Annotated in this window: 24 protein-coding genes and 1 pseudogene; all 25 read left to right on the forward strand. The window is 63.3% G+C overall.

All coding sequences use genetic code 11. From position 1 onward, the window contains the following. Positions 1-122 precede the first annotated feature (122 nt). The 25 genes and pseudogenes from rpsL to rpmD all read left to right on the forward strand — a co-directional run bounded on the left by rpsL (position 123) and on the right by rpmD (position 15,370). Positions 123-494 carry a 30S ribosomal protein S12 gene (gene rpsL, locus ABD928_RS11855; protein WP_147044308.1) on the forward strand — a complete coding sequence of 124 codons (372 nt, stop codon included), beginning with the start codon at positions 123-125 and terminating at the stop codon, positions 492-494. A 59-nt stretch (positions 495-553) separates the two neighbouring features. Then, complete coding sequence (gene rpsG / locus ABD928_RS11860; RefSeq protein WP_187715047.1) at positions 554-1,024, forward strand: 30S ribosomal protein S7; 471 nt, start codon at positions 554-556, stop codon at positions 1,022-1,024. Positions 1,025-1,129: 105 nt separating this feature from the next. After that, the gene (gene fusA / locus ABD928_RS11865) at positions 1,130-3,223 is read left to right on the forward strand and encodes an elongation factor G (RefSeq protein WP_345169034.1); all 2,094 of its coding nucleotides are present in this window, start codon (positions 1,130-1,132) and stop codon (positions 3,221-3,223) included. Between the two features lie 74 nt (positions 3,224-3,297). Beyond that, entirely contained in the window at positions 3,298-4,488 is a 1,191-nt protein-coding gene (gene tuf, locus ABD928_RS11870; protein WP_187715046.1) for an elongation factor Tu, read from the forward strand. A gap of 326 nt (positions 4,489-4,814) precedes the next feature. Then, on the forward strand, positions 4,815-5,474 hold the full coding sequence (locus ABD928_RS11875) for a PEPxxWA-CTERM sorting domain-containing protein (protein ID WP_223276448.1): 660 nt from the start codon (positions 4,815-4,817) through the stop codon (positions 5,472-5,474). 238 nt (positions 5,475-5,712) lie between these two features. Beyond that, positions 5,713-6,024 (forward strand): 30S ribosomal protein S10, encoded by a 312-nt coding sequence (gene rpsJ / locus ABD928_RS11880; protein ID WP_028969184.1) that lies wholly within the window; start codon positions 5,713-5,715, stop codon positions 6,022-6,024. Positions 6,025-6,232: 208 nt separating this feature from the next. After that, positions 6,233-7,156 (forward strand): 50S ribosomal protein L3, encoded by a 924-nt coding sequence (gene rplC, locus ABD928_RS11885; RefSeq protein WP_187715044.1) that lies wholly within the window; start codon positions 6,233-6,235, stop codon positions 7,154-7,156. Positions 7,157-7,159: 3 nt separating this feature from the next. Further along, positions 7,160-7,786 carry a 50S ribosomal protein L4 gene (gene rplD / locus ABD928_RS11890; RefSeq protein WP_345169040.1) on the forward strand — a complete coding sequence of 209 codons (627 nt, stop codon included), beginning with the start codon at positions 7,160-7,162 and terminating at the stop codon, positions 7,784-7,786. After that, positions 7,779-8,102 carry a 50S ribosomal protein L23 gene (locus ABD928_RS11895; protein ID WP_187715043.1) on the forward strand — a complete coding sequence of 108 codons (324 nt, stop codon included), beginning with the start codon at positions 7,779-7,781 and terminating at the stop codon, positions 8,100-8,102. The genes rplD and ABD928_RS11895 overlap by 8 nt, the downstream gene beginning before the upstream one ends. Next, positions 8,102-8,938 carry a 50S ribosomal protein L2 gene (gene rplB / locus ABD928_RS11900; RefSeq protein WP_345169044.1) on the forward strand — a complete coding sequence of 279 codons (837 nt, stop codon included), beginning with the start codon at positions 8,102-8,104 and terminating at the stop codon, positions 8,936-8,938. The genes ABD928_RS11895 and rplB overlap by 1 nt, the downstream gene beginning before the upstream one ends. A gap of 3 nt (positions 8,939-8,941) precedes the next feature. Next, on the forward strand, positions 8,942-9,217 hold the full coding sequence (gene rpsS, locus ABD928_RS11905) for a 30S ribosomal protein S19 (RefSeq protein ID WP_187707966.1): 276 nt from the start codon (positions 8,942-8,944) through the stop codon (positions 9,215-9,217). After that, the gene (gene rplV / locus ABD928_RS11910) at positions 9,217-9,594 is read left to right on the forward strand and encodes a 50S ribosomal protein L22 (RefSeq protein ID WP_187707965.1); all 378 of its coding nucleotides are present in this window, start codon (positions 9,217-9,219) and stop codon (positions 9,592-9,594) included. Before rpsS ends, rplV begins: the two co-directional genes overlap by 1 nt. A 3-nt stretch (positions 9,595-9,597) precedes the next feature. Then, positions 9,598-10,311, forward strand: a complete 714-nt coding sequence (gene rpsC, locus ABD928_RS11915; protein ID WP_187715042.1) for a 30S ribosomal protein S3 — start codon at positions 9,598-9,600, stop codon at positions 10,309-10,311. 21 nt (positions 10,312-10,332) lie between these two features. After that, positions 10,333-10,767, forward strand: coding sequence for a 50S ribosomal protein L16 (gene rplP, locus ABD928_RS11920; protein ID WP_187715041.1), 435 nt, complete (start codon positions 10,333-10,335; stop codon positions 10,765-10,767). Position 10,768: 1 nt separating this feature from the next. Next, the gene (gene rpmC / locus ABD928_RS11925) at positions 10,769-10,996 is read left to right on the forward strand and encodes a 50S ribosomal protein L29 (RefSeq protein WP_187715040.1); all 228 of its coding nucleotides are present in this window, start codon (positions 10,769-10,771) and stop codon (positions 10,994-10,996) included. Positions 10,997-11,008: 12 nt separating this feature from the next. Further along, positions 11,009-11,257, forward strand: a pseudogene (rpsQ, locus tag ABD928_RS11930) (30S ribosomal protein S17); the annotation flags it as partial. Positions 11,258-11,413: 156 nt separating this feature from the next. Beyond that, the gene (gene rplN, locus ABD928_RS11935; protein ID WP_119531594.1) at positions 11,414-11,782 is read left to right on the forward strand and encodes a 50S ribosomal protein L14; all 369 of its coding nucleotides are present in this window, start codon (positions 11,414-11,416) and stop codon (positions 11,780-11,782) included. Between the two features lie 2 nt (positions 11,783-11,784). Further along, on the forward strand, positions 11,785-12,105 hold the full coding sequence (gene rplX / locus ABD928_RS11940; RefSeq protein ID WP_187715038.1) for a 50S ribosomal protein L24: 321 nt from the start codon (positions 11,785-11,787) through the stop codon (positions 12,103-12,105). Beyond that, positions 12,098-12,772 (forward strand): 50S ribosomal protein L5, encoded by a 675-nt coding sequence (gene rplE / locus ABD928_RS11945; protein ID WP_187715037.1) that lies wholly within the window; start codon positions 12,098-12,100, stop codon positions 12,770-12,772. The genes rplX and rplE overlap by 8 nt, the downstream gene beginning before the upstream one ends. Positions 12,773-12,811: 39 nt before the next feature. Beyond that, on the forward strand, positions 12,812-13,117 hold the full coding sequence (gene rpsN, locus ABD928_RS11950) for a 30S ribosomal protein S14 (protein WP_187715036.1): 306 nt from the start codon (positions 12,812-12,814) through the stop codon (positions 13,115-13,117). 10 nt (positions 13,118-13,127) lie between these two features. Further along, positions 13,128-13,523, forward strand: a complete 396-nt coding sequence (gene rpsH / locus ABD928_RS11955; RefSeq protein WP_187715035.1) for a 30S ribosomal protein S8 — start codon at positions 13,128-13,130, stop codon at positions 13,521-13,523. A gap of 1 nt (position 13,524) precedes the next feature. Further along, a complete protein-coding gene (gene rplF, locus ABD928_RS11960; protein ID WP_187715034.1) occupies positions 13,525-14,061 on the forward strand; it encodes a 50S ribosomal protein L6 in 537 nt (178 codons plus the stop codon). Between the two features lie 3 nt (positions 14,062-14,064). Next, a complete protein-coding gene (gene rplR / locus ABD928_RS11965) occupies positions 14,065-14,418 on the forward strand; it encodes a 50S ribosomal protein L18 (protein WP_187715033.1) in 354 nt (117 codons plus the stop codon). Next, positions 14,418-15,185 carry a 30S ribosomal protein S5 gene (gene rpsE, locus ABD928_RS11970; protein WP_187715032.1) on the forward strand — a complete coding sequence of 256 codons (768 nt, stop codon included), beginning with the start codon at positions 14,418-14,420 and terminating at the stop codon, positions 15,183-15,185. Before rplR ends, rpsE begins: the two co-directional genes overlap by 1 nt. 5 nt (positions 15,186-15,190) lie before the next feature. Beyond that, entirely contained in the window at positions 15,191-15,370 is a 180-nt protein-coding gene (rpmD, locus tag ABD928_RS11975; RefSeq protein WP_345169061.1) for a 50S ribosomal protein L30, read from the forward strand. Positions 15,371-15,405: the final 35 nt, after the last annotated feature.

The following is a 15,405-nucleotide window of genomic DNA, read 5'->3' on the forward strand; positions in this document are numbered from 1 at the left end:
ACAGAGCTGAACATTGCTCAAAGACGTGAAGGCCGGGTGGCCATAGGCCGCCAGGACTTCGCGCTTTTGCTTTGGGCAAAGTAACCGCCGGGTCTTCCGGCAACATAAAGGTGAAGGGCTTCATGCCAACGATTAACCAGCTGATCCGCAAGGGTCGCGAACCGCAGAAGGCCAAGTCTAAGGTCCCTGCGATGGAACAGAACCCGCAGAAGCGTGGCGTTTGCACTCGCGTTTACACGACCACTCCGAAGAAGCCGAACTCGGCTCTCCGCAAGGTCGCCAAGGTTCGCCTGACGAACCAGCGCGAAGTCATCAGCTACATCCCGGGCGAAGGCCACAACCTCCAGGAGCACAGCGTCGTGCTGATCCGTGGCGGCCGTGTGCGCGACCTTCCGGGTGTCCGCTACCACGTGCTTCGCGGCGTTCTCGACACCCAGGGTGTCAAGGACCGCAAGCAGAGCCGTTCGAAGTACGGCGCCAAGCGTCCCAAGTAACTCGCACGAGTAAGCCCCGGACAGGTTCCGGATTAGGCTGAAGAGAAAGGAACAGTCCAATGTCCCGTCGTCGCCGCCCAGAGAAGCGCGAAATTCTTCCCGATCCCCGTTTCGGGGACATCGTCCTGTCGAAGTTCATGAATTCGGTCATGCTCGACGGCAAGAAGTCCGTTGCTGAAGGCATCGTTTATGGCGCTCTCGACAATGTCGAGGCTCGCCTCAAGAAGGACCCGATCCAGGTCTTCCACGACGCCCTCAACAATGTGAAGCCGGGCATCGAGGTTCGCAGCCGCCGCGTCGGCGGTGCGACCTACCAGGTCCCCGTCGAGGTTCGCGTCGAGCGCGCTCAGGCGCTTGCCATCCGCTGGCTAATCTCGGCCGCTCGCGCCCGTTCTGAAAAGACGATGGCCGGCCGCCTGTCGGGCGAGCTGATGGATGCGTCGCAGAACCGCGGCAATGCCGTGAAGAAGCGTGAAGACACGCACCGCATGGCCGAAGCGAACCGCGCCTTCAGCCACTATCGTTGGTAGTCCATTCCGGTGGCCAAGGCCGCCGGGTGGCGCTGGTAGAAATCGTACCTATATTTGGGGAAGCCGGATCCGCCGGCTCCCCATATCGCTAAGGAACTTCAGAAAATGGCCCGCAGCCATCCGCTCGAACGCTATCGCAACATCGGAATCATGGCGCACATCGACGCCGGCAAGACGACGACGACCGAGCGCATCCTTTATTACACCGGCAAGTCCTACAAGATCGGTGAAGTCCACGAAGGCACCGCCACGATGGACTGGATGGAGCAGGAGCAAGAGCGCGGGATTACGATCACGTCGGCCGCGACGACCTGTTTCTGGTCGGCTGAGGAGGGCAAGGGCCCCGAGCACCGCATCAACATCATCGACACTCCGGGCCACGTCGACTTCACCATCGAAGTCGAGCGTTCGCTGCGCGTGCTCGACGGCGCGGTCGCCTGTTTCGACGGCGTTGCCGGCGTTGAGCCGCAGTCCGAGACCGTCTGGCGCCAGGCCGACAAGTACGGCGTGCCGCGCATGTGCTTCGTCAACAAGCTCGATCGCACCGGTGCGGACTTCTATTATTGCGTCCAGTCGATCATCGATCGCCTCGGCGCGCGTCCGGCCGTCCTCTATCTCCCGATCGGGATCGAAGGCGGCTTCAAGGGCCTCGTCGATCTGGTCGAGAACCGCGCCATCATCTGGCTCGACGAGAGCCTCGGCGCGAAGTTCGAATATCAGGAAATTCCGGACGATCTGAAGGACAAGGCCGCCGAAGCGCGGACCAACCTCATCGAGCTCGCCGTCGAACAGGACGACGATGCTATGGAGGCTTATCTCGAAGGCAGTGAGCCTGACGTCGCGACGCTGAAGAAGCTGATCCGGAAGGGCACGCTCGGCATGGCGTTCGTTCCGGTTGTCTGTGGCTCCGCCTTCAAGAACAAGGGTGTTCAGCCGCTGCTCGACGCGGTGGTCGACTATCTGCCGAGCCCGCTCGACGTTCCGGCGATCAAGGGCATCCTGCCCGATGGCGGCGAAGATTCGCGTCCGTCGGACGACAATGCGCCGTTCGCCGCGCTGGCCTTCAAGATCATGAACGATCCGTTCGTGGGTACGCTGACCTTCGCTCGCATCTACTCGGGCAAGCTCGAGACCGCGTCGCAGGTCATGAACAGCGTCAAGGACAAGAAGGAAAAGGTCGGCCGCATGCTGCTGATGCATGCCAACGACCGCGAGGACATCCAGGTGGCGTACGCTGGCGACATCGTCGCTCTGGCGGGCCTCAAGGACACGACCACCGGCGATACGCTGTGCGCCACGACCGCGCCGATCATTCTCGAGCGGATGGAGTTCCCGGACCCCGTCATCGAGCTTTCGGTCGAACCCAAGACCAAGGCCGACCAGGAGAAGATGGGCGTCGCGCTCAATCGCCTGGCTCGCGAGGACCCGTCGTTCCGCGTTTCGACCGACCATGAGTCGGGCCAGACGATCATCAAGGGGATGGGCGAGCTCCACCTCGAGATTCTCGTCGACCGCATGAAGCGCGAGTTCAAGGTCGAGGCCAACGTCGGCGCGCCGCAGGTCGCCTATCGCGAATATCTCGCGAAGCCGGTCGAGCTGACCTACACCCACAAGAAGCAGTCGGGCGGCTCCGGCCAGTTCGGCGAGATCAAGATCGCGGTTGCTCCCGGCGAGCGCGGTTCGGGCTTCCAGTTCTTCGACGAGATCAAGGGCGGCAACGTTCCGAAGGAATATATTCCCTCGGTCGAGAAGGGCCTGCGCGAGACGGCGGAGACGGGTTCGCTGATCGGCTTCCCGATCATCGACTTCGAAGTGCACCTGGTCGACGGCAAGTACCACGACGTCGACTCTTCGGCGCTCGCGTTCGAAATCTGTGCCCGCGGCGCAATGCGCGAAGTGGCTCAGAAGGCCGGAATCAAGCTGCTTGAGCCGATCATGAAGGTCGAAGTCGTGACTCCCGAGGATTACCTCGGCGACGTCATCGGCGACTTGAACAGCCGCCGTGGTCAGATTCAGGGTACCGACACGCGCGGCAACGCGCAGGCGGTCGAAGCGATCGTCCCGCTGGCGAACATGTTCGGCTACGTGAACCAGCTGCGTTCCTTCACCCAGGGACGCGCGCAGTACACGATGCAGTTCTCTCACTACGACGAGGTTCCGCAGAACGTCGCCGACGAGGTGAAGGCGAAGCTGGCGTAACCGTTTTTTGTTAGCTATGGGCGCGTCCGCGATACGGGCGGGCCGCCCGGATTTCAGAGAAGAAGAGGCGTAAAATGGCGAAGGCTAAATTCGAGCGGAACAAGCCGCACTGCAACATCGGCACCATCGGTCACGTCGACCATGGCAAGACGTCGCTGACGGCTGCAATCACCAAGGTGCTGGCCAAGCACGGCGGCGGTGAAGCCGTCGACTTCGCCAACATCGACAAGGCGCCGGAAGAGCGCGAGCGCGGCATCACCATTTCGACGGCCCACGTCGAATATGAGACCGACGCCCGCCACTACGCGCACGTCGATTGCCCGGGTCACGCCGACTACGTGAAGAACATGATCACCGGTGCCGCCCAGATGGACGGCGCGATCCTGGTCGTGTCGGCTGCTGACGGCCCGATGCCGCAGACCAAGGAGCACATCCTGCTCGCAGCGCAGGTCGGCGTCCCGACCATGGTCGTGTTCCTGAACAAGGTAGACCAGGTTGACGATCCCGAACTGCTCGAGCTCGTCGAGCTCGAAATCCGCGAGGAGCTTTCCAAGCGCGGCTTCGACGGCGACAACATTCCGATCGTTGCCGGTTCGGCTCTCGCGGTCCTCGAGGACCGTGACGCCAACATCGGCGAAGAGAAGATCATGGAGCTGATGAAGGCGGTCGACGACTGGATTCCCCAGCCGGAGCGTCCGCTCGACAAGCCGTTCCTGATGCCGATCGAAGACGTGTTCTCGATCTCGGGCCGCGGCACCGTCGTGACCGGCCGTGTCGAGACCGGCATCGTCAAGGTTGGCGAGGAAGTCGAGATCGTCGGCATCCGCGACACCCAGAAGACCGTCGTCACCGGCGTCGAAATGTTCCGCAAGCTGCTCGATCAGGGTCAGGCCGGCGACAACATCGGTGCGCTGCTCCGCGGCGTCGGCCGTGAAGACGTCGAGCGCGGGCAGGTTCTCTGCAAGCCGGGCTCGATCACGCCGCACACGGACTTCCAGGCGGAAGTTTACGTCCTGTCGAAGGACGAGGGCGGCCGTCACACGCCGTTCTTCGCGAACTACCGTCCGCAGTTCTACTTCCGCACGACCGACGTGACGGGCGAAGTGCAGCTGCCGGAAGGCACCGAGATGGTCATGCCGGGCGACAACGTTTCGCTGGGCGTGAAGCTGATCGCTCCGATCGCCATGGACCCGGGTCTCCGCTTCGCAATTCGCGAAGGCGGCCGCACGGTCGGCGCCGGCGTCGTCGGTACGATCTCCAAGTAAGTCTCGCGCCTCCGGGCGCTGGATGAAGAAGGGCTCGGTGCTTCAATCGAAGCGCCGGGCCTTTTCTTTTGGGTCGCGTGAGCGACCTGAAAATGCGGAGCGTCTAAAGTGTGCTTTCGACCCAAACCTGCCGGAAGCGCCGCGGCAGGTTTCGGCCCATTCCTGCCGCTAGATGTAGACCCCGATTCCGAACCATTGCGGACATTCGACCGCCCATGGTCGCGTTCGAAGCTACGCAAAAGCACGTATGCAGTCGCAAAGAATCCTAAGCTATGGGCGCAGGATCGCATGAACTTGCGGAGCGGGGTCGCGAGGAGCACTCGGCTATGAAGCGTTTTATCCGGGCACTATTGGCGTCAGTAGGATTGCTTTCGGCAGTTTCTGCGACGCCGGCAATTTCAGCCATCCTCATCGTTGACGGATCGGGGAATCTGACGGGCGCGACTGGTGTGAACGTGCTCGGGACGGTTTATGATGTGGTCTTTATTGATGGAACATGCGCCTCCGTCTTCGGTGGTTGCGACAACCAAGAGGACTTTGCATTTGGCAATTCGCAAGAAGCGAGTTCTGCCGCTCAAGCGCTGCTAGATCAGGTTTTCGTGGGTTTGTTCGACAACGATCCGGCACTAACTTCTGGTTGCAGCGATGTGCTTCGTTGCACGGCATGGTTGCCGTATCACACTAGCGGCTTCAGCATCGACGTTGGTGTTGCCCAGAATTGGTACTCCGGACAGGTCGACCGCTCATTTCACGGCACATTTCTTCTGTCCGATGTACCGGATTTTTCACAACTCGGCGAAGACCCCTGGGTGTGGGCGAAATTCACTCGTGCTGTTCCCGAGCCATCGACCTGGGCGATGATGCTGCTGGGATTTGCGCTGTCGGGCTTCTTACTGCGCCGCAGCGGGCGAACCATGAGTTTCGATCTGCGCCAGCTGCCACGTCAAGATAGGCTGGCTCGGAATCCAACGTCACGTTTCACCTGAGTTGTGGTCGACGGGGTGTCAGCTTTCCACCCAAAGCCGACATTTACCCCGAACTTGCCGCACAGGGGTTGATCTGACCGGCTGTCCTCTGTAGAGGCGCCTTCACCGACGGGGATTCGTCACCGTCACCACACATTCAGTTGAGGTCGTCCGTTCCGGCTCGCCAGGGTCAAACGGGTGCGGCCTCTTGTTTTTCGAGTTGGCAACAGCTCGTTGGCTCTTTCGCATCGGTAGGGACATGGAAACGCAGAATATCCGTATTCGTCTGAAGGCTTTCGATCATCGAGTGCTGGATCAGGCCACTGGCGACATCGCCGACACGGCGCGCCGTACGGGTGCTCTTATTCGCGGTCCGATCCCCCTGCCGACGCGTATCGAGAAGTTCACCGTCAACCGTTCGCCGCACGTCGACAAGAAGTCGCGCGAGCAGTTCGAGGTGAGGACGTACAAGCGGCTGCTCGACATCGTTCAGCCGACGCCGCAGACGGTCGACGCGCTGATGAAGCTCGATCTGGCCGCCGGTGTGGACGTAGAGATCAAGCTGGCCTAACAGCCGGCCGTCGCTCCGACCCGGAGCGGCATCGAGAGGCCCACGGGCCGCTCGGACATAGGGTGATACCGCGGAGCTTTTTGCTCCGGCTGCGTCCCCGCCGTTCCGGAATTTCCGGAGCACTAGCCCAGGCGGGGCACGCAATCAGTTCAATGGGCTACACGCACCCGGGATTGGCCCGTGGTGCCTCTGTGAGGAGCATTTGATCATGCGCACTGGCGTGATCGCGAAGAAGGTCGGAATGACCCGCTTGTTCCAGGCGGACGGACGGCACGTGCCGGTTACCGTCCTGCAGCTGGACGAGCTTCAGGTCATCGGCCGCCGCGAGATGGACCGTGACGGATATACTGCCGTTCAGCTCGGCGCGGGCACTGCGAAGGCGAAGAACCTCGCCAAGCCGCAGCGCGTCGCGTTCGGCAAGGCCGAAGTCGAGCCCAAGGCTCGCGTCGTAGAATTCCGCGTCGCCGAAGACGCCCTCCTGGACGTCGGTGCCCGCATCAGCGCCGAGCACTTCGTTGCCGGTCAGCTGGTCGACATTTCCGGCGTGACGCAGGGCAAGGGCTTCGCCGGCGCCATGAAGCGCTGGGGCTTCGGCGGTCTGCGCGCCACCCACGGCGTTTCCGTCTCGCACCGTTCGCACGGTTCGACGGGTAACCGCCAGGATCCGGGCCGCGTCTTCAAGAACAAGAAGATGGCCGGTCACATGGGTGCCCGTAACCGCACGCAGCAGAACCTCGAGGTCGTCCGCACGGACCCGATCCGCGGACTGCTGTTCATCAAGGGCTCGGTTCCGGGCCACAAGGGCGCATGGGTGACCGTCGCCGACGCAATCAAGCTGCCGCGTCACGAGAGCGCGCCGTATCCGGCGGGCATCCTCGATACGAAGGCGAAGATCGACGAGGACGCGCTGCCCGCAGCCGGCCTGGTCGACGACGCCGCCGTCCACGAGATCCCGGCTCTCCCGAGCGACGAGGAAGTGGCGGCGATCGCGGCCGAGCAGGAAGCTGGCGCAGCTGCTGAAGCTGCCGCTGAAGAGGCTGCCGAGGCTGAAGCAAATGAGGCACCGGCTGCCGAGGCGGGCGAAGGCTCGACCGAGGACAGCGGCAATGCCGACGAAAGCAAGGAAGGCTAAGCGATGAAGGTCAAGGTACAGACCCTCGACGCGAAGAGCGGGGGCGACCTCGAGCTCAATGACGAGATCTTCGGTGTCGAGCCGCGCGCCGACATCCTGCATCGCGTCGTCACGTGGCAGCTCGTCAATCGCCGCGCTCCGGCTCGCGCCGCGCGTGAGCGCAGCGACGTTGCCCGCACCGGCAAGAAGTTCGGTCGCCAGAAGGGCGGCGGTACGGCTCGTCACGGCGATCGCCGCGCCCCGATCTTCATCGGCGGCGGCAAGGCCCACGGTCCGCGTGCCCGCGTGTTCAGCGCCTCGCTGAACAAGAAGGTTCGCGCGCTCGGCTTGAAGATGGCGCTTTCGTCAAAGGCTCTCGGCGGTCAGCTGATCGTGGTCGACAACCTCGACCTCAAGGACGGCAAGACCAAGGAGCTGAAGGCGAAGCTGGGCGGCCTGAACCTCGGCAAGTCGGCACTGGTCATCGACGGTGACGCGCTGAACGTCGGTTTCGCCCGCGCTTCGTCGAACCTCGGCAATGTCGACCTGCTCCCGGCAGTCGGCGCCAACGTCTACGACATCATGCGCTGCGAGACCCTGGTCCTGACCAAGGCAGCGGTCGAGCGCCTGGAGGCACGTTTCAATGGCTAAGAAGCAGCAGCAAGGTGCTGTCGATACGCGTCACTATGACGTGATCGTCGCTCCGCACATCACCGAGAAGTCGACCATGCTCTCCGAGCAGAACGCAGTCGTCTTCAAGGTCGCCAAGGACGCGTCGAAGCCGGAGATCAAGGCTGCGGTCGAAGCGCTGTTCAACGTCAAGGTGACGGGCGTCAACACGCTGGTCGCCAAGGGCAAGTCCAAGCGCTGGAAAGGCCAGGCCTATCAGCGTTCGGACGCGAAGAAGGCCATCGTGACCCTCGCTGAAGGCGAGACGATCGACATTACCTCAGGGGTCCAGGGCTAATGGCACTCAAGCAATACAAGCCGACGTCGCCAGCGCGCCGCGGCCTCATCCTCGTCGACAAGTCGGCGCTGTGGAAGGGCAAGCCGGTCAAGGCTCTGACCGAAGGCAAGCGCAAGACGGGCGGACGCAACAACAAGGGTCACGTGACCTCGCGCGGAATCGCCGGCGGTCACAAGCAGAAGTACCGCTACATTGACTTCAAGCGCCGGACCTGGGACGTCGCTGCGACCGTCGAGCGTCTCGAGTACGACCCGAACCGTTCGGCGTTCATCGCGCTCGTAACCTACGAGGGCGGCGAGCAGGCCTACATCATCGCTCCGCAGCGTCTCGCGCCGGGCGACAAGGTCATCGCCGGCAAGAAGGTCGACGTGAAGCCGGGCAATGCGATGGAGATCGGTCAGATGCCGGTTGGCACCATTGTCCACAACGTCGAGCTGAAGCCCGGCAAGGGCGGCCAGATCGCTCGTGCCGCAGGCACCTATGTGCAGGTCGTCGGCCGCGACAAGGGCATGGTCATCGTCAGGCTCAATTCAGGCGAGCAGCGCTACATCCGCTCGGACTGCATGGCGACGGTCGGTGCGGTGTCCAACCCGGACAACGGCAACCAGACCTTTGCCAAGGCAGGCCGTACCCGCTGGATGGGCAAGCGTCCGCTGACCCGCGGCGTCGCCAAGAACCCGGTCGACCACCCGCACGGCGGTGGTGAAGGCCGGACCTCGGGCGGCCGCCATCCGGTCACCCCGTGGGGCAAGCCGACCAAGGGTGCGCGCACCCGTCACAACAAGGCGACGGACAAGTTCATCATCCGTAGCCGTCACGCGAAGAAGAAGGGTTAAGCAATGGCCCGTTCCATCTGGAAAGGCCCGTTCGTCGAGCTTTCGCTGCTGAAGAAGGCGGAAGCTGCGCAGGAAAAGGGCGGCCGCGCGCCGATCAAGACCTGGTCGCGCCGTTCGACGATCCTGCCGCAGTTCGTCGGCCTCACCTTCAATGTCTACAACGGCCGCAAGTTCGTGCCGGTGTCGGTCAATGAGGACATGGTGGGCATGAAGCTCGGCGAGTTCGCGCCGACCCGCTTCTTCCCCGGCCACGCCTCGGACAAGAAGGGCAAGCGCTAATGTCCAAGCAGGCAGCCCCCCGCAAGGTCGGCGACAAGGAAGCGCTGGCCGTCGGCACCATGATCCGTGGTTCGGCTCGCAAGCTGAACCTCGTCGCGGGTCTCATCCGCGGCCGCAAGGTCGAGGAAGCCCTCAACATTCTGCAGTTCTCGCCCAAGGCGATGGCTGACGACGTGCGCAAGGTGCTCGCGTCGGCAGTCGCCAATGCCGAGAACAACCACAATCTCGACGTCGACGCGCTCGTCGTGTCGGAAGCGAGCGTGGGCAAGTCGATCTCGATGAAGCGCTTCGCGACCCGTGCGCGCGGCCGCTCCAGCCGGATCGTCAAGCCGTTCAGCCGCATCCGCGTCGTCGTTCGCGAGCAGGAAGAAGCGTAACTTATGGGTCAGAAAACCTCTCCCGTCGGGCTCCGCCTGCAGATCAACCGGACCTGGGACAGCCGCTGGTTCGCGGAAGGCCAGGATTACGGTCGTCTGCTGCTGGAAGACCTGAAGATCCGGAAGCACATCCTTTCGACGCTGCCGCAGGCCGCGATTTCGAAGGTGGTGATCGAGCGTCCGGCCAAGATCTGCCGCGTCAGCATCTACGCTGCTCGCCCGGGCGTGATCATCGGCAAGAAGGGCGCGGACATCGAGAAGCTTCGCAAGAAGCTCGGCGCGATGACCAGCTCGGAAGTGAGCCTGAACATCGTCGAGATCCGCAAGCCGGAAATCGACGCCAAGCTCGTTGCCCAGGGCGTCGCCGACCAGCTCGAGCGCCGTATCGCCTTCCGCCGCGCCATGAAGCGCGCGGTGCAGTCCGCTCTGCGTCTCGGTGCCGAAGGCATTCGTATCACCTGCTCGGGCCGCCTCGGCGGCGCCGAGATCGCGCGCACCGAATGGTACCGTGAAGGTCGCGTTCCGCTGCACACGCTGCGCGGCAACGTCGATTACGCGGAGGCCGAAGCCCACACCGCCTACGGCGTATGCGGCGTGAAGGTGTGGATCTTCAAGGGCGAGATTCTCGGCCACGATCCGACGGCTCAGGACCGGCTGATGATGGAGGCTCAGACCTCCGGCGTCCGGCCGGCCCGCGAAGAGCGCGGCAACCGGTAAGCGCGAAGGAAAGAGTAAGTCATGCTGCAACCCAAGCGCACCAAGTTCCGCAAGGCCTTCAAGGGCCGCATCCACGGCAATGCCAAGGGTGGAACTGAGCTCAACTTCGGCGCCTTCGGCCTGAAGGCGATGGAGCCGGAGCGGATTACCGCACGCCAGATCGAAGCGGCCCGCCGCGCGATCACGCGTCACATCAAGCGTAGCGGCCGTCTCTGGATCCGCATTTTCCCGGACGTTCCGGTTAGCTCGAAGCCGGCCGAAGTCCGCATGGGCTCCGGTAAGGGCGCGCCCGAGTTCTGGGTCGCCCGCGTCAAGCCGGGCCGGATCCTGTTCGAGCTCGACGGCGTCCCTGGCTACCTCGCCAAGACCGCTTTCGAGCGTGCGGCGGAGAAGCTGCCGATCAAGACGAAGGTCGTGGCCCGCCTCGGCGAGACCCTGGCCGGAGAGGAAAAGTAAGATGGCCGCCAAGAAGGGCAACAAGAAGGACGACCTGAAGGTCGCGACCGACGACCAATTGCAGACGCAGCTGTCGGACCTGAAGCGCGAGCAGTTCAACCTGCGCTTCCAGGCGGCGACCAATCAGCTCGAGAAGCCGTCGCGGGTGAAGGAGGTGCGCCGCACCATCGCTCGCATCAAGACGCTGCAGAGCCAACGCGCCCGCACCGCTGACGCGGCCCAGGCCTGAGGAGACTGACGAATGCCTAAGCGCGTCCTGACCGGCACCGTAGTGTCCGACAAGGGTGACAAGACCGTGGTGGTTCGTGTCGAGCGGCGGGTGAAGCACCCGCTGTACGGCAAGATCATCAAGCTCTCGAAGAAGTACCACGCTCACGACGAGGCAAATGCCTACAAGTCGGGTGAGCAGGTGCGCATCGAAGAGTGCGCCCCGATTTCGAAGCTGAAGACCTGGACCGTCCTGGACCGGATCGGCGCCGCCAAGGCCGCCGCCGTCGAGATCGTCGAGGGTGCTTCGAACCCGGTCGAAGAAGAAAAGGCCCCGGCCAAGGCGAAAGCCGAAAAGCCGGCCGCAAAGGCGAAGAAGGCGAAAGCCGACGCCGACGCGGACGCCTGAGCGGATTTTGAGAGAAGGTAGGGTCGAACAATGATCCAGATGCAGTCCAACCTTGAGGTTGCGGACAACAGCGGCGCGAAGCGCGTTCAGTGCATCAAGGTGCTGGGCGGATCGAAGCGTCGCGTTGCCGGCGTCGGCGACATCATCGTCGTTTCCGTCAAGGAAGCGGCGCCGCGCGGCCGCGTGAAGAAGGGCGACGTCCACCGTGCGGTGATCGTTCGCACTGCCAAGGACATCCGCCGTCCCGACGGTTCGGTGATCCGCTTCGACACGAATGCCGCCGTGCTGGTCAACAAGAACGAGGAGCCGATCGGCACCCGTATCTTCGGCCCGGTCGTCCGTGAGCTTCGCGCGAAGAAGCACATGAAGATCATCAGCCTTGCGCCGGAGGTGCTGTAACCATGGCTGCTGCAAAGATCCGCAAGGGTGACACGGTCGTTGTCCTGTCCGGCAAGGACAAGGGCAAGACCGGCGAGGTCATCCGCTCGATGCCGAAGGACAGCAAGGTCGTCGTGTCCGGCGTGAATGTCGCCGCTCGTCACCGCAAGCCGTCCCAGGTCAACCCGCAGGGCGGGATCGAGCGCAAGGAAGCGCCGCTGCACGTGTCGAAGGTCGCGATTGCCGACCCGAAGAGCGGCAAGGCCACCAGAGTTCGTTTTGAGGACCGCAACGGCAAGAAGGTTCGTGTCGCTGCCAAGTCCGGGGAGCTTATCAATGGCTGACGAAAACAACGTCGCACAGGACGAAGCCGTCGAGACGGCCCCGGCCGCCGAGAAGGCGCCGAAGGCTGAAAAGTCGGCGAAGGCGTCGAAGGACAAGTCCTACACGTCGCGTCTGAAGTCCGATTACGAGGACCGCATCGTCAAGGCGATGATCGAGAAGTTTGGCTACAAGAACCGTCTCGAGGTTCCGAAGCTCGACAAGATCGTCATCAACATGGGCGTCGGCGAGGCCACGCAGGACAAGAAGAAGGTCGAGGCGGCTGCCGCCGAGATGCAGGCGATTGCCGGCCAAAAGCCGGTCATTGCCAAGGCCAAGAAGTCGATCGCGCAGTTCAAGCTGCGTGAAGGCATGCCGATCGGTTGCAAGGTCACCTTGCGCCGCGACCGCATGTTCGAGTTTCTGGACCGCCTGGTCACCATCGCGCTTCCGCGCGTCCGCGACTTCCGGGGCCTCAACCCCAAGTCGTTCGACGGCCGTGGCAATTATGCGATGGGCCTCAAGGAGCAGATCATTTTCCCCGAGATCAACTACGACCAGATCGACAAGGTCCGGGGAATGGACATCATCGTAACCACCACCGCGAAGACGGACGAAGAGGCGCGCGAGCTGCTGCGCCTGTTCAACTTCCCGTTCCCGCGTGACGAGGAGCAGAAGCAGGCTGCCTAAGGGCAGGACCTGCTTCTCTTAAGGAGAAGAACTTAAGTCATGGCGAAACTGAGTTCGATCAACAAGAACGAGCGTCGGAAGAAGCTCGTTGAGAAGAACAAGGCGAAGTACGCTCGTCTCAAGGAAAAGGCGGCTGACAAGTCGCTGGATGAGACCGAGCGTCTGATCGCACGGCTCAAGATGGCGGAGCTTCCGCGCAACGGTAACCCGACGCGCATTCGCAACCGCTGCGAGCTGACCGGGCGTTCGCGCGCCTATTATCGCAAGTTCCGCCTGTCGCGGATCATGCTTCGGGAACTGGCCAACAAGGGCCTGATCCCGGGCGTCACGAAGTCGAGCTGGTAAGGGCCAACGCATGGCGATGACCGATCCTTTGGGTGATATGCTCACCCGCATTCGTAACGGCCAGCAGGCACGCAAGGATTCCATTGTGACTCCGGCGTCGAAGCTTCGTGCCCGGGTGCTCGATGTGCTCCAGCGTGAAGGCTACATCCGTGGCTATTCCGAGGAAGCCGTCGGCCCGGCCAAGGGCCTGCGTATCGAGCTGAAGTATTTCGAGGGCCAGCCGGCGATCCAGCATCTGGCCCGCGTGTCCAAGCCCGGACGCCGTGTTTACTCGGCCGCCCGCGAGCTTCCGCGCATCCGCAACGGCCTCGGCACGATTATCGTGTCGACTCCGCGCGGCGTGCTGTCGGATGCTGAAGCGCGCGACCAGAACGTCGGCGGCGAAGTGCTGGCGGAGGTGTTCTAAGATGTCCCGCATTGGCAAGAAACCGATCGCGATCCCGGCTGGCGTCACTGCCACCGTGGAAAGCGGCACGCTGACCGTGAAGGGCCCGAAGGGCACCCTCGCGATGCAGCTGCTCGACGACCTCGTTAAGTACGAGATCGCCGAGGACGAGATCCGCGTGACTCCGCTCACCCAGGCTCAGCGTAACCGCGCTGCGTGGGGTATGCAGCGGACCAACGTGCAGAACCTCGTCACCGGCGTGACCGAAGGCTTCTCGAAGAAGCTGCTGATCAGCGGCGTCGGCTACCGCGCGCAGGCCCAGGGCAAGAACCTGAAGCTTCAGCTCGGCTACAGCCACGACGTGAACTTCGCGGTTCCGGAAGGTGTCGATGTGAAGACGCCGGACCAGAACACCGTGGAAATCAGCGGCATCGACAAGCAGAAGGTCGGTCAGGTCGCGGCCGAAATTCGCCGTTGGCGCAAGCCGGAGCCGTACAAGGGCAAGGGCATCAAGTACGACGGTGAGTTCATCTTCCGCAAAGAAGGCAAGAAGAAGTAAGCCATGGCGAAACTCTCTCTCTTCGATCGCCGCCGGCGCCGTGTCCGCACGTCGCTTCGCGCGCGTTCCGCGGGCAAGCCGCGTCTTTCGGTCCACCGTTCGGGCCGCCACATCTACGCGCAGGTCATCGACGACACTGCCGGCACGACGATTGCGTCTGCTTCGACCCTCGACAAGGACGTCAAGGGCAAGACCGGCGCGACCCGCGATGCGGCTGCTGCAGTCGGCAAGACCCTTGCCGAGCGCGCGAAGAAGGCTGGCGTGTCGACGGTCGTGTTCGACCGTGGCGGCTTCCTATTCCATGGCCGGGTGAAGGCCCTGGCCGATGCCGCCCGTGAAGGCGGATTGGAGTTCTAATGGCTGACGAAAACGAAACCCCGCAGGTCGAAGCGACCGAAGCGCCGGCTGAAGCTGCTCCGGCAGCGGAAGTAGCAGGCGACGCCGGGCGTCCCGAGGGCGATCGTCCGCAGGGCCGTGGCCCGCGTGGTCCGCGCGGCGGACGCGGCGGTGGCCGTGGCAACGATCGTGGTGGCGGCCGTGGCCGTCGTGACGACCGCCGTGGCGGCCGTGGCGGCGACGACGACGGTGGTGAGGAACTGATCGAAAAGCTCGTCCACATCAACCGCGTCTCCAAGACCGTGAAGGGCGGTAAGCGCTTCGGTTTCGCAGCGCTCGTCGTCGTTGGCGACGGCAAGGGCCGCGCCGGCTTCGGTCATGGCAAGGCTCGCGAAGTTCCCGAGGCGATCAGCAAGGCGACTGCCGCTGCGAAGAAGGCGATGATTCGCGTTCCGCTGCGCGATGGCCGCACGCTGCACCATGACGGCCTTGGCCACTTCGGCGCCGGCCGCGTGACGGTCCGTACCGCTCCGGCGGGAACCGGCATCATCGCCGGCGGTCCGATGCGCGCCATTTTCGAAAGCCTCGGCGTTGCCGACGTTGTCACCAAGTCGGTCGGCACGTCCAACCCCTACAACATGATCCGCGCGACCTTCGAGGCGCTCAAGGAGCAGACGAGCCCGCGCTCGGTTGCCCAGCGTCGCGGCAAGAAGGTTGCCGACCTGCTCGGCCGTGGCGGCGCAAGCGCTGCCGAAGCCGAGGCCCAGGCCGAAGCGATCACGGAGTAATAGTGATGGCGAAGATCAAGATCACCCAGACCGGTTCGCCGATCCGGCGCGACAAGACGCAGCGGGCGACCCTCGTCGGCCTCGGCCTCAACAAGATGCACCGCACCGTGGAAGTGGAAGAGACCCCCGAGGTTCTCGGCCAGGTCCGCAAGGTGCAGCACCTTGTGAGCGTCGAAGCCGCCTAACAACGATTTGGCTCCGCTTCGGCGGGGTCATGCGC

The sequence above is a fragment of the Sphingomonas daechungensis genome (assembly GCF_039543105.1).
GTDB classification, from domain to species: Bacteria; Pseudomonadota; Alphaproteobacteria; order Sphingomonadales; family Sphingomonadaceae; genus Sphingomicrobium; species Sphingomicrobium daechungense.

Excerpts from the sequence above, each read along its gene's own strand:
- rplB (WP_345169044.1), top strand. The coding sequence starts at position 8,102 with ATGGCACTCAAGCAATACAAGCCGACGTCGCCAGCGCGCCGCGGCCTC.
- rpsS (WP_187707966.1), top strand. The coding sequence starts at position 8,942 with ATGGCCCGTTCCATCTGGAAAGGCCCGTTCGTCGAGCTTTCGCTGCTG.
- rpsG (WP_187715047.1), top strand. The coding sequence starts at position 554 with ATGTCCCGTCGTCGCCGCCCAGAGAAGCGCGAAATTCTTCCCGATCCC.
- rpsJ (WP_028969184.1), top strand. The coding sequence starts at position 5,713 with ATGGAAACGCAGAATATCCGTATTCGTCTGAAGGCTTTCGATCATCGA.
- tuf (WP_187715046.1), top strand. The coding sequence starts at position 3,298 with ATGGCGAAGGCTAAATTCGAGCGGAACAAGCCGCACTGCAACATCGGC.
- rplR (WP_187715033.1), top strand. The coding sequence starts at position 14,065 with ATGGCGAAACTCTCTCTCTTCGATCGCCGCCGGCGCCGTGTCCGCACG.
- rplE (WP_187715037.1), top strand. The coding sequence starts at position 12,098 with ATGGCTGACGAAAACAACGTCGCACAGGACGAAGCCGTCGAGACGGCC.
- rpsC (WP_187715042.1), top strand. The coding sequence starts at position 9,598 with ATGGGTCAGAAAACCTCTCCCGTCGGGCTCCGCCTGCAGATCAACCGG.
- fusA (WP_345169034.1), top strand. The coding sequence starts at position 1,130 with ATGGCCCGCAGCCATCCGCTCGAACGCTATCGCAACATCGGAATCATG.
- ABD928_RS11895 (WP_187715043.1), top strand. The coding sequence starts at position 7,779 with ATGGCTAAGAAGCAGCAGCAAGGTGCTGTCGATACGCGTCACTATGAC.
- rpsH (WP_187715035.1), top strand. The coding sequence starts at position 13,128 with ATGGCGATGACCGATCCTTTGGGTGATATGCTCACCCGCATTCGTAAC.
- rpsE (WP_187715032.1), top strand. The coding sequence starts at position 14,418 with ATGGCTGACGAAAACGAAACCCCGCAGGTCGAAGCGACCGAAGCGCCG.
- rplF (WP_187715034.1), top strand. The coding sequence starts at position 13,525 with ATGTCCCGCATTGGCAAGAAACCGATCGCGATCCCGGCTGGCGTCACT.
- rplD (WP_345169040.1), top strand. The coding sequence starts at position 7,160 with ATGAAGGTCAAGGTACAGACCCTCGACGCGAAGAGCGGGGGCGACCTC.
- rplX (WP_187715038.1), top strand. The coding sequence starts at position 11,785 with ATGGCTGCTGCAAAGATCCGCAAGGGTGACACGGTCGTTGTCCTGTCC.
- rplN (WP_119531594.1), top strand. The coding sequence starts at position 11,414 with ATGATCCAGATGCAGTCCAACCTTGAGGTTGCGGACAACAGCGGCGCG.
- rplV (WP_187707965.1), top strand. The coding sequence starts at position 9,217 with ATGTCCAAGCAGGCAGCCCCCCGCAAGGTCGGCGACAAGGAAGCGCTG.
- rpmC (WP_187715040.1), top strand. The coding sequence starts at position 10,769 with ATGGCCGCCAAGAAGGGCAACAAGAAGGACGACCTGAAGGTCGCGACC.
- rplC (WP_187715044.1), top strand. The coding sequence starts at position 6,233 with ATGCGCACTGGCGTGATCGCGAAGAAGGTCGGAATGACCCGCTTGTTC.
- rpmD (WP_345169061.1), top strand. The coding sequence starts at position 15,191 with ATGGCGAAGATCAAGATCACCCAGACCGGTTCGCCGATCCGGCGCGAC.
- rplP (WP_187715041.1), top strand. The coding sequence starts at position 10,333 with ATGCTGCAACCCAAGCGCACCAAGTTCCGCAAGGCCTTCAAGGGCCGC.
- rpsN (WP_187715036.1), top strand. The coding sequence starts at position 12,812 with ATGGCGAAACTGAGTTCGATCAACAAGAACGAGCGTCGGAAGAAGCTC.
- rpsL (WP_147044308.1), top strand. The coding sequence starts at position 123 with ATGCCAACGATTAACCAGCTGATCCGCAAGGGTCGCGAACCGCAGAAG.
- ABD928_RS11875 (WP_223276448.1), top strand. The coding sequence starts at position 4,815 with ATGAAGCGTTTTATCCGGGCACTATTGGCGTCAGTAGGATTGCTTTCG.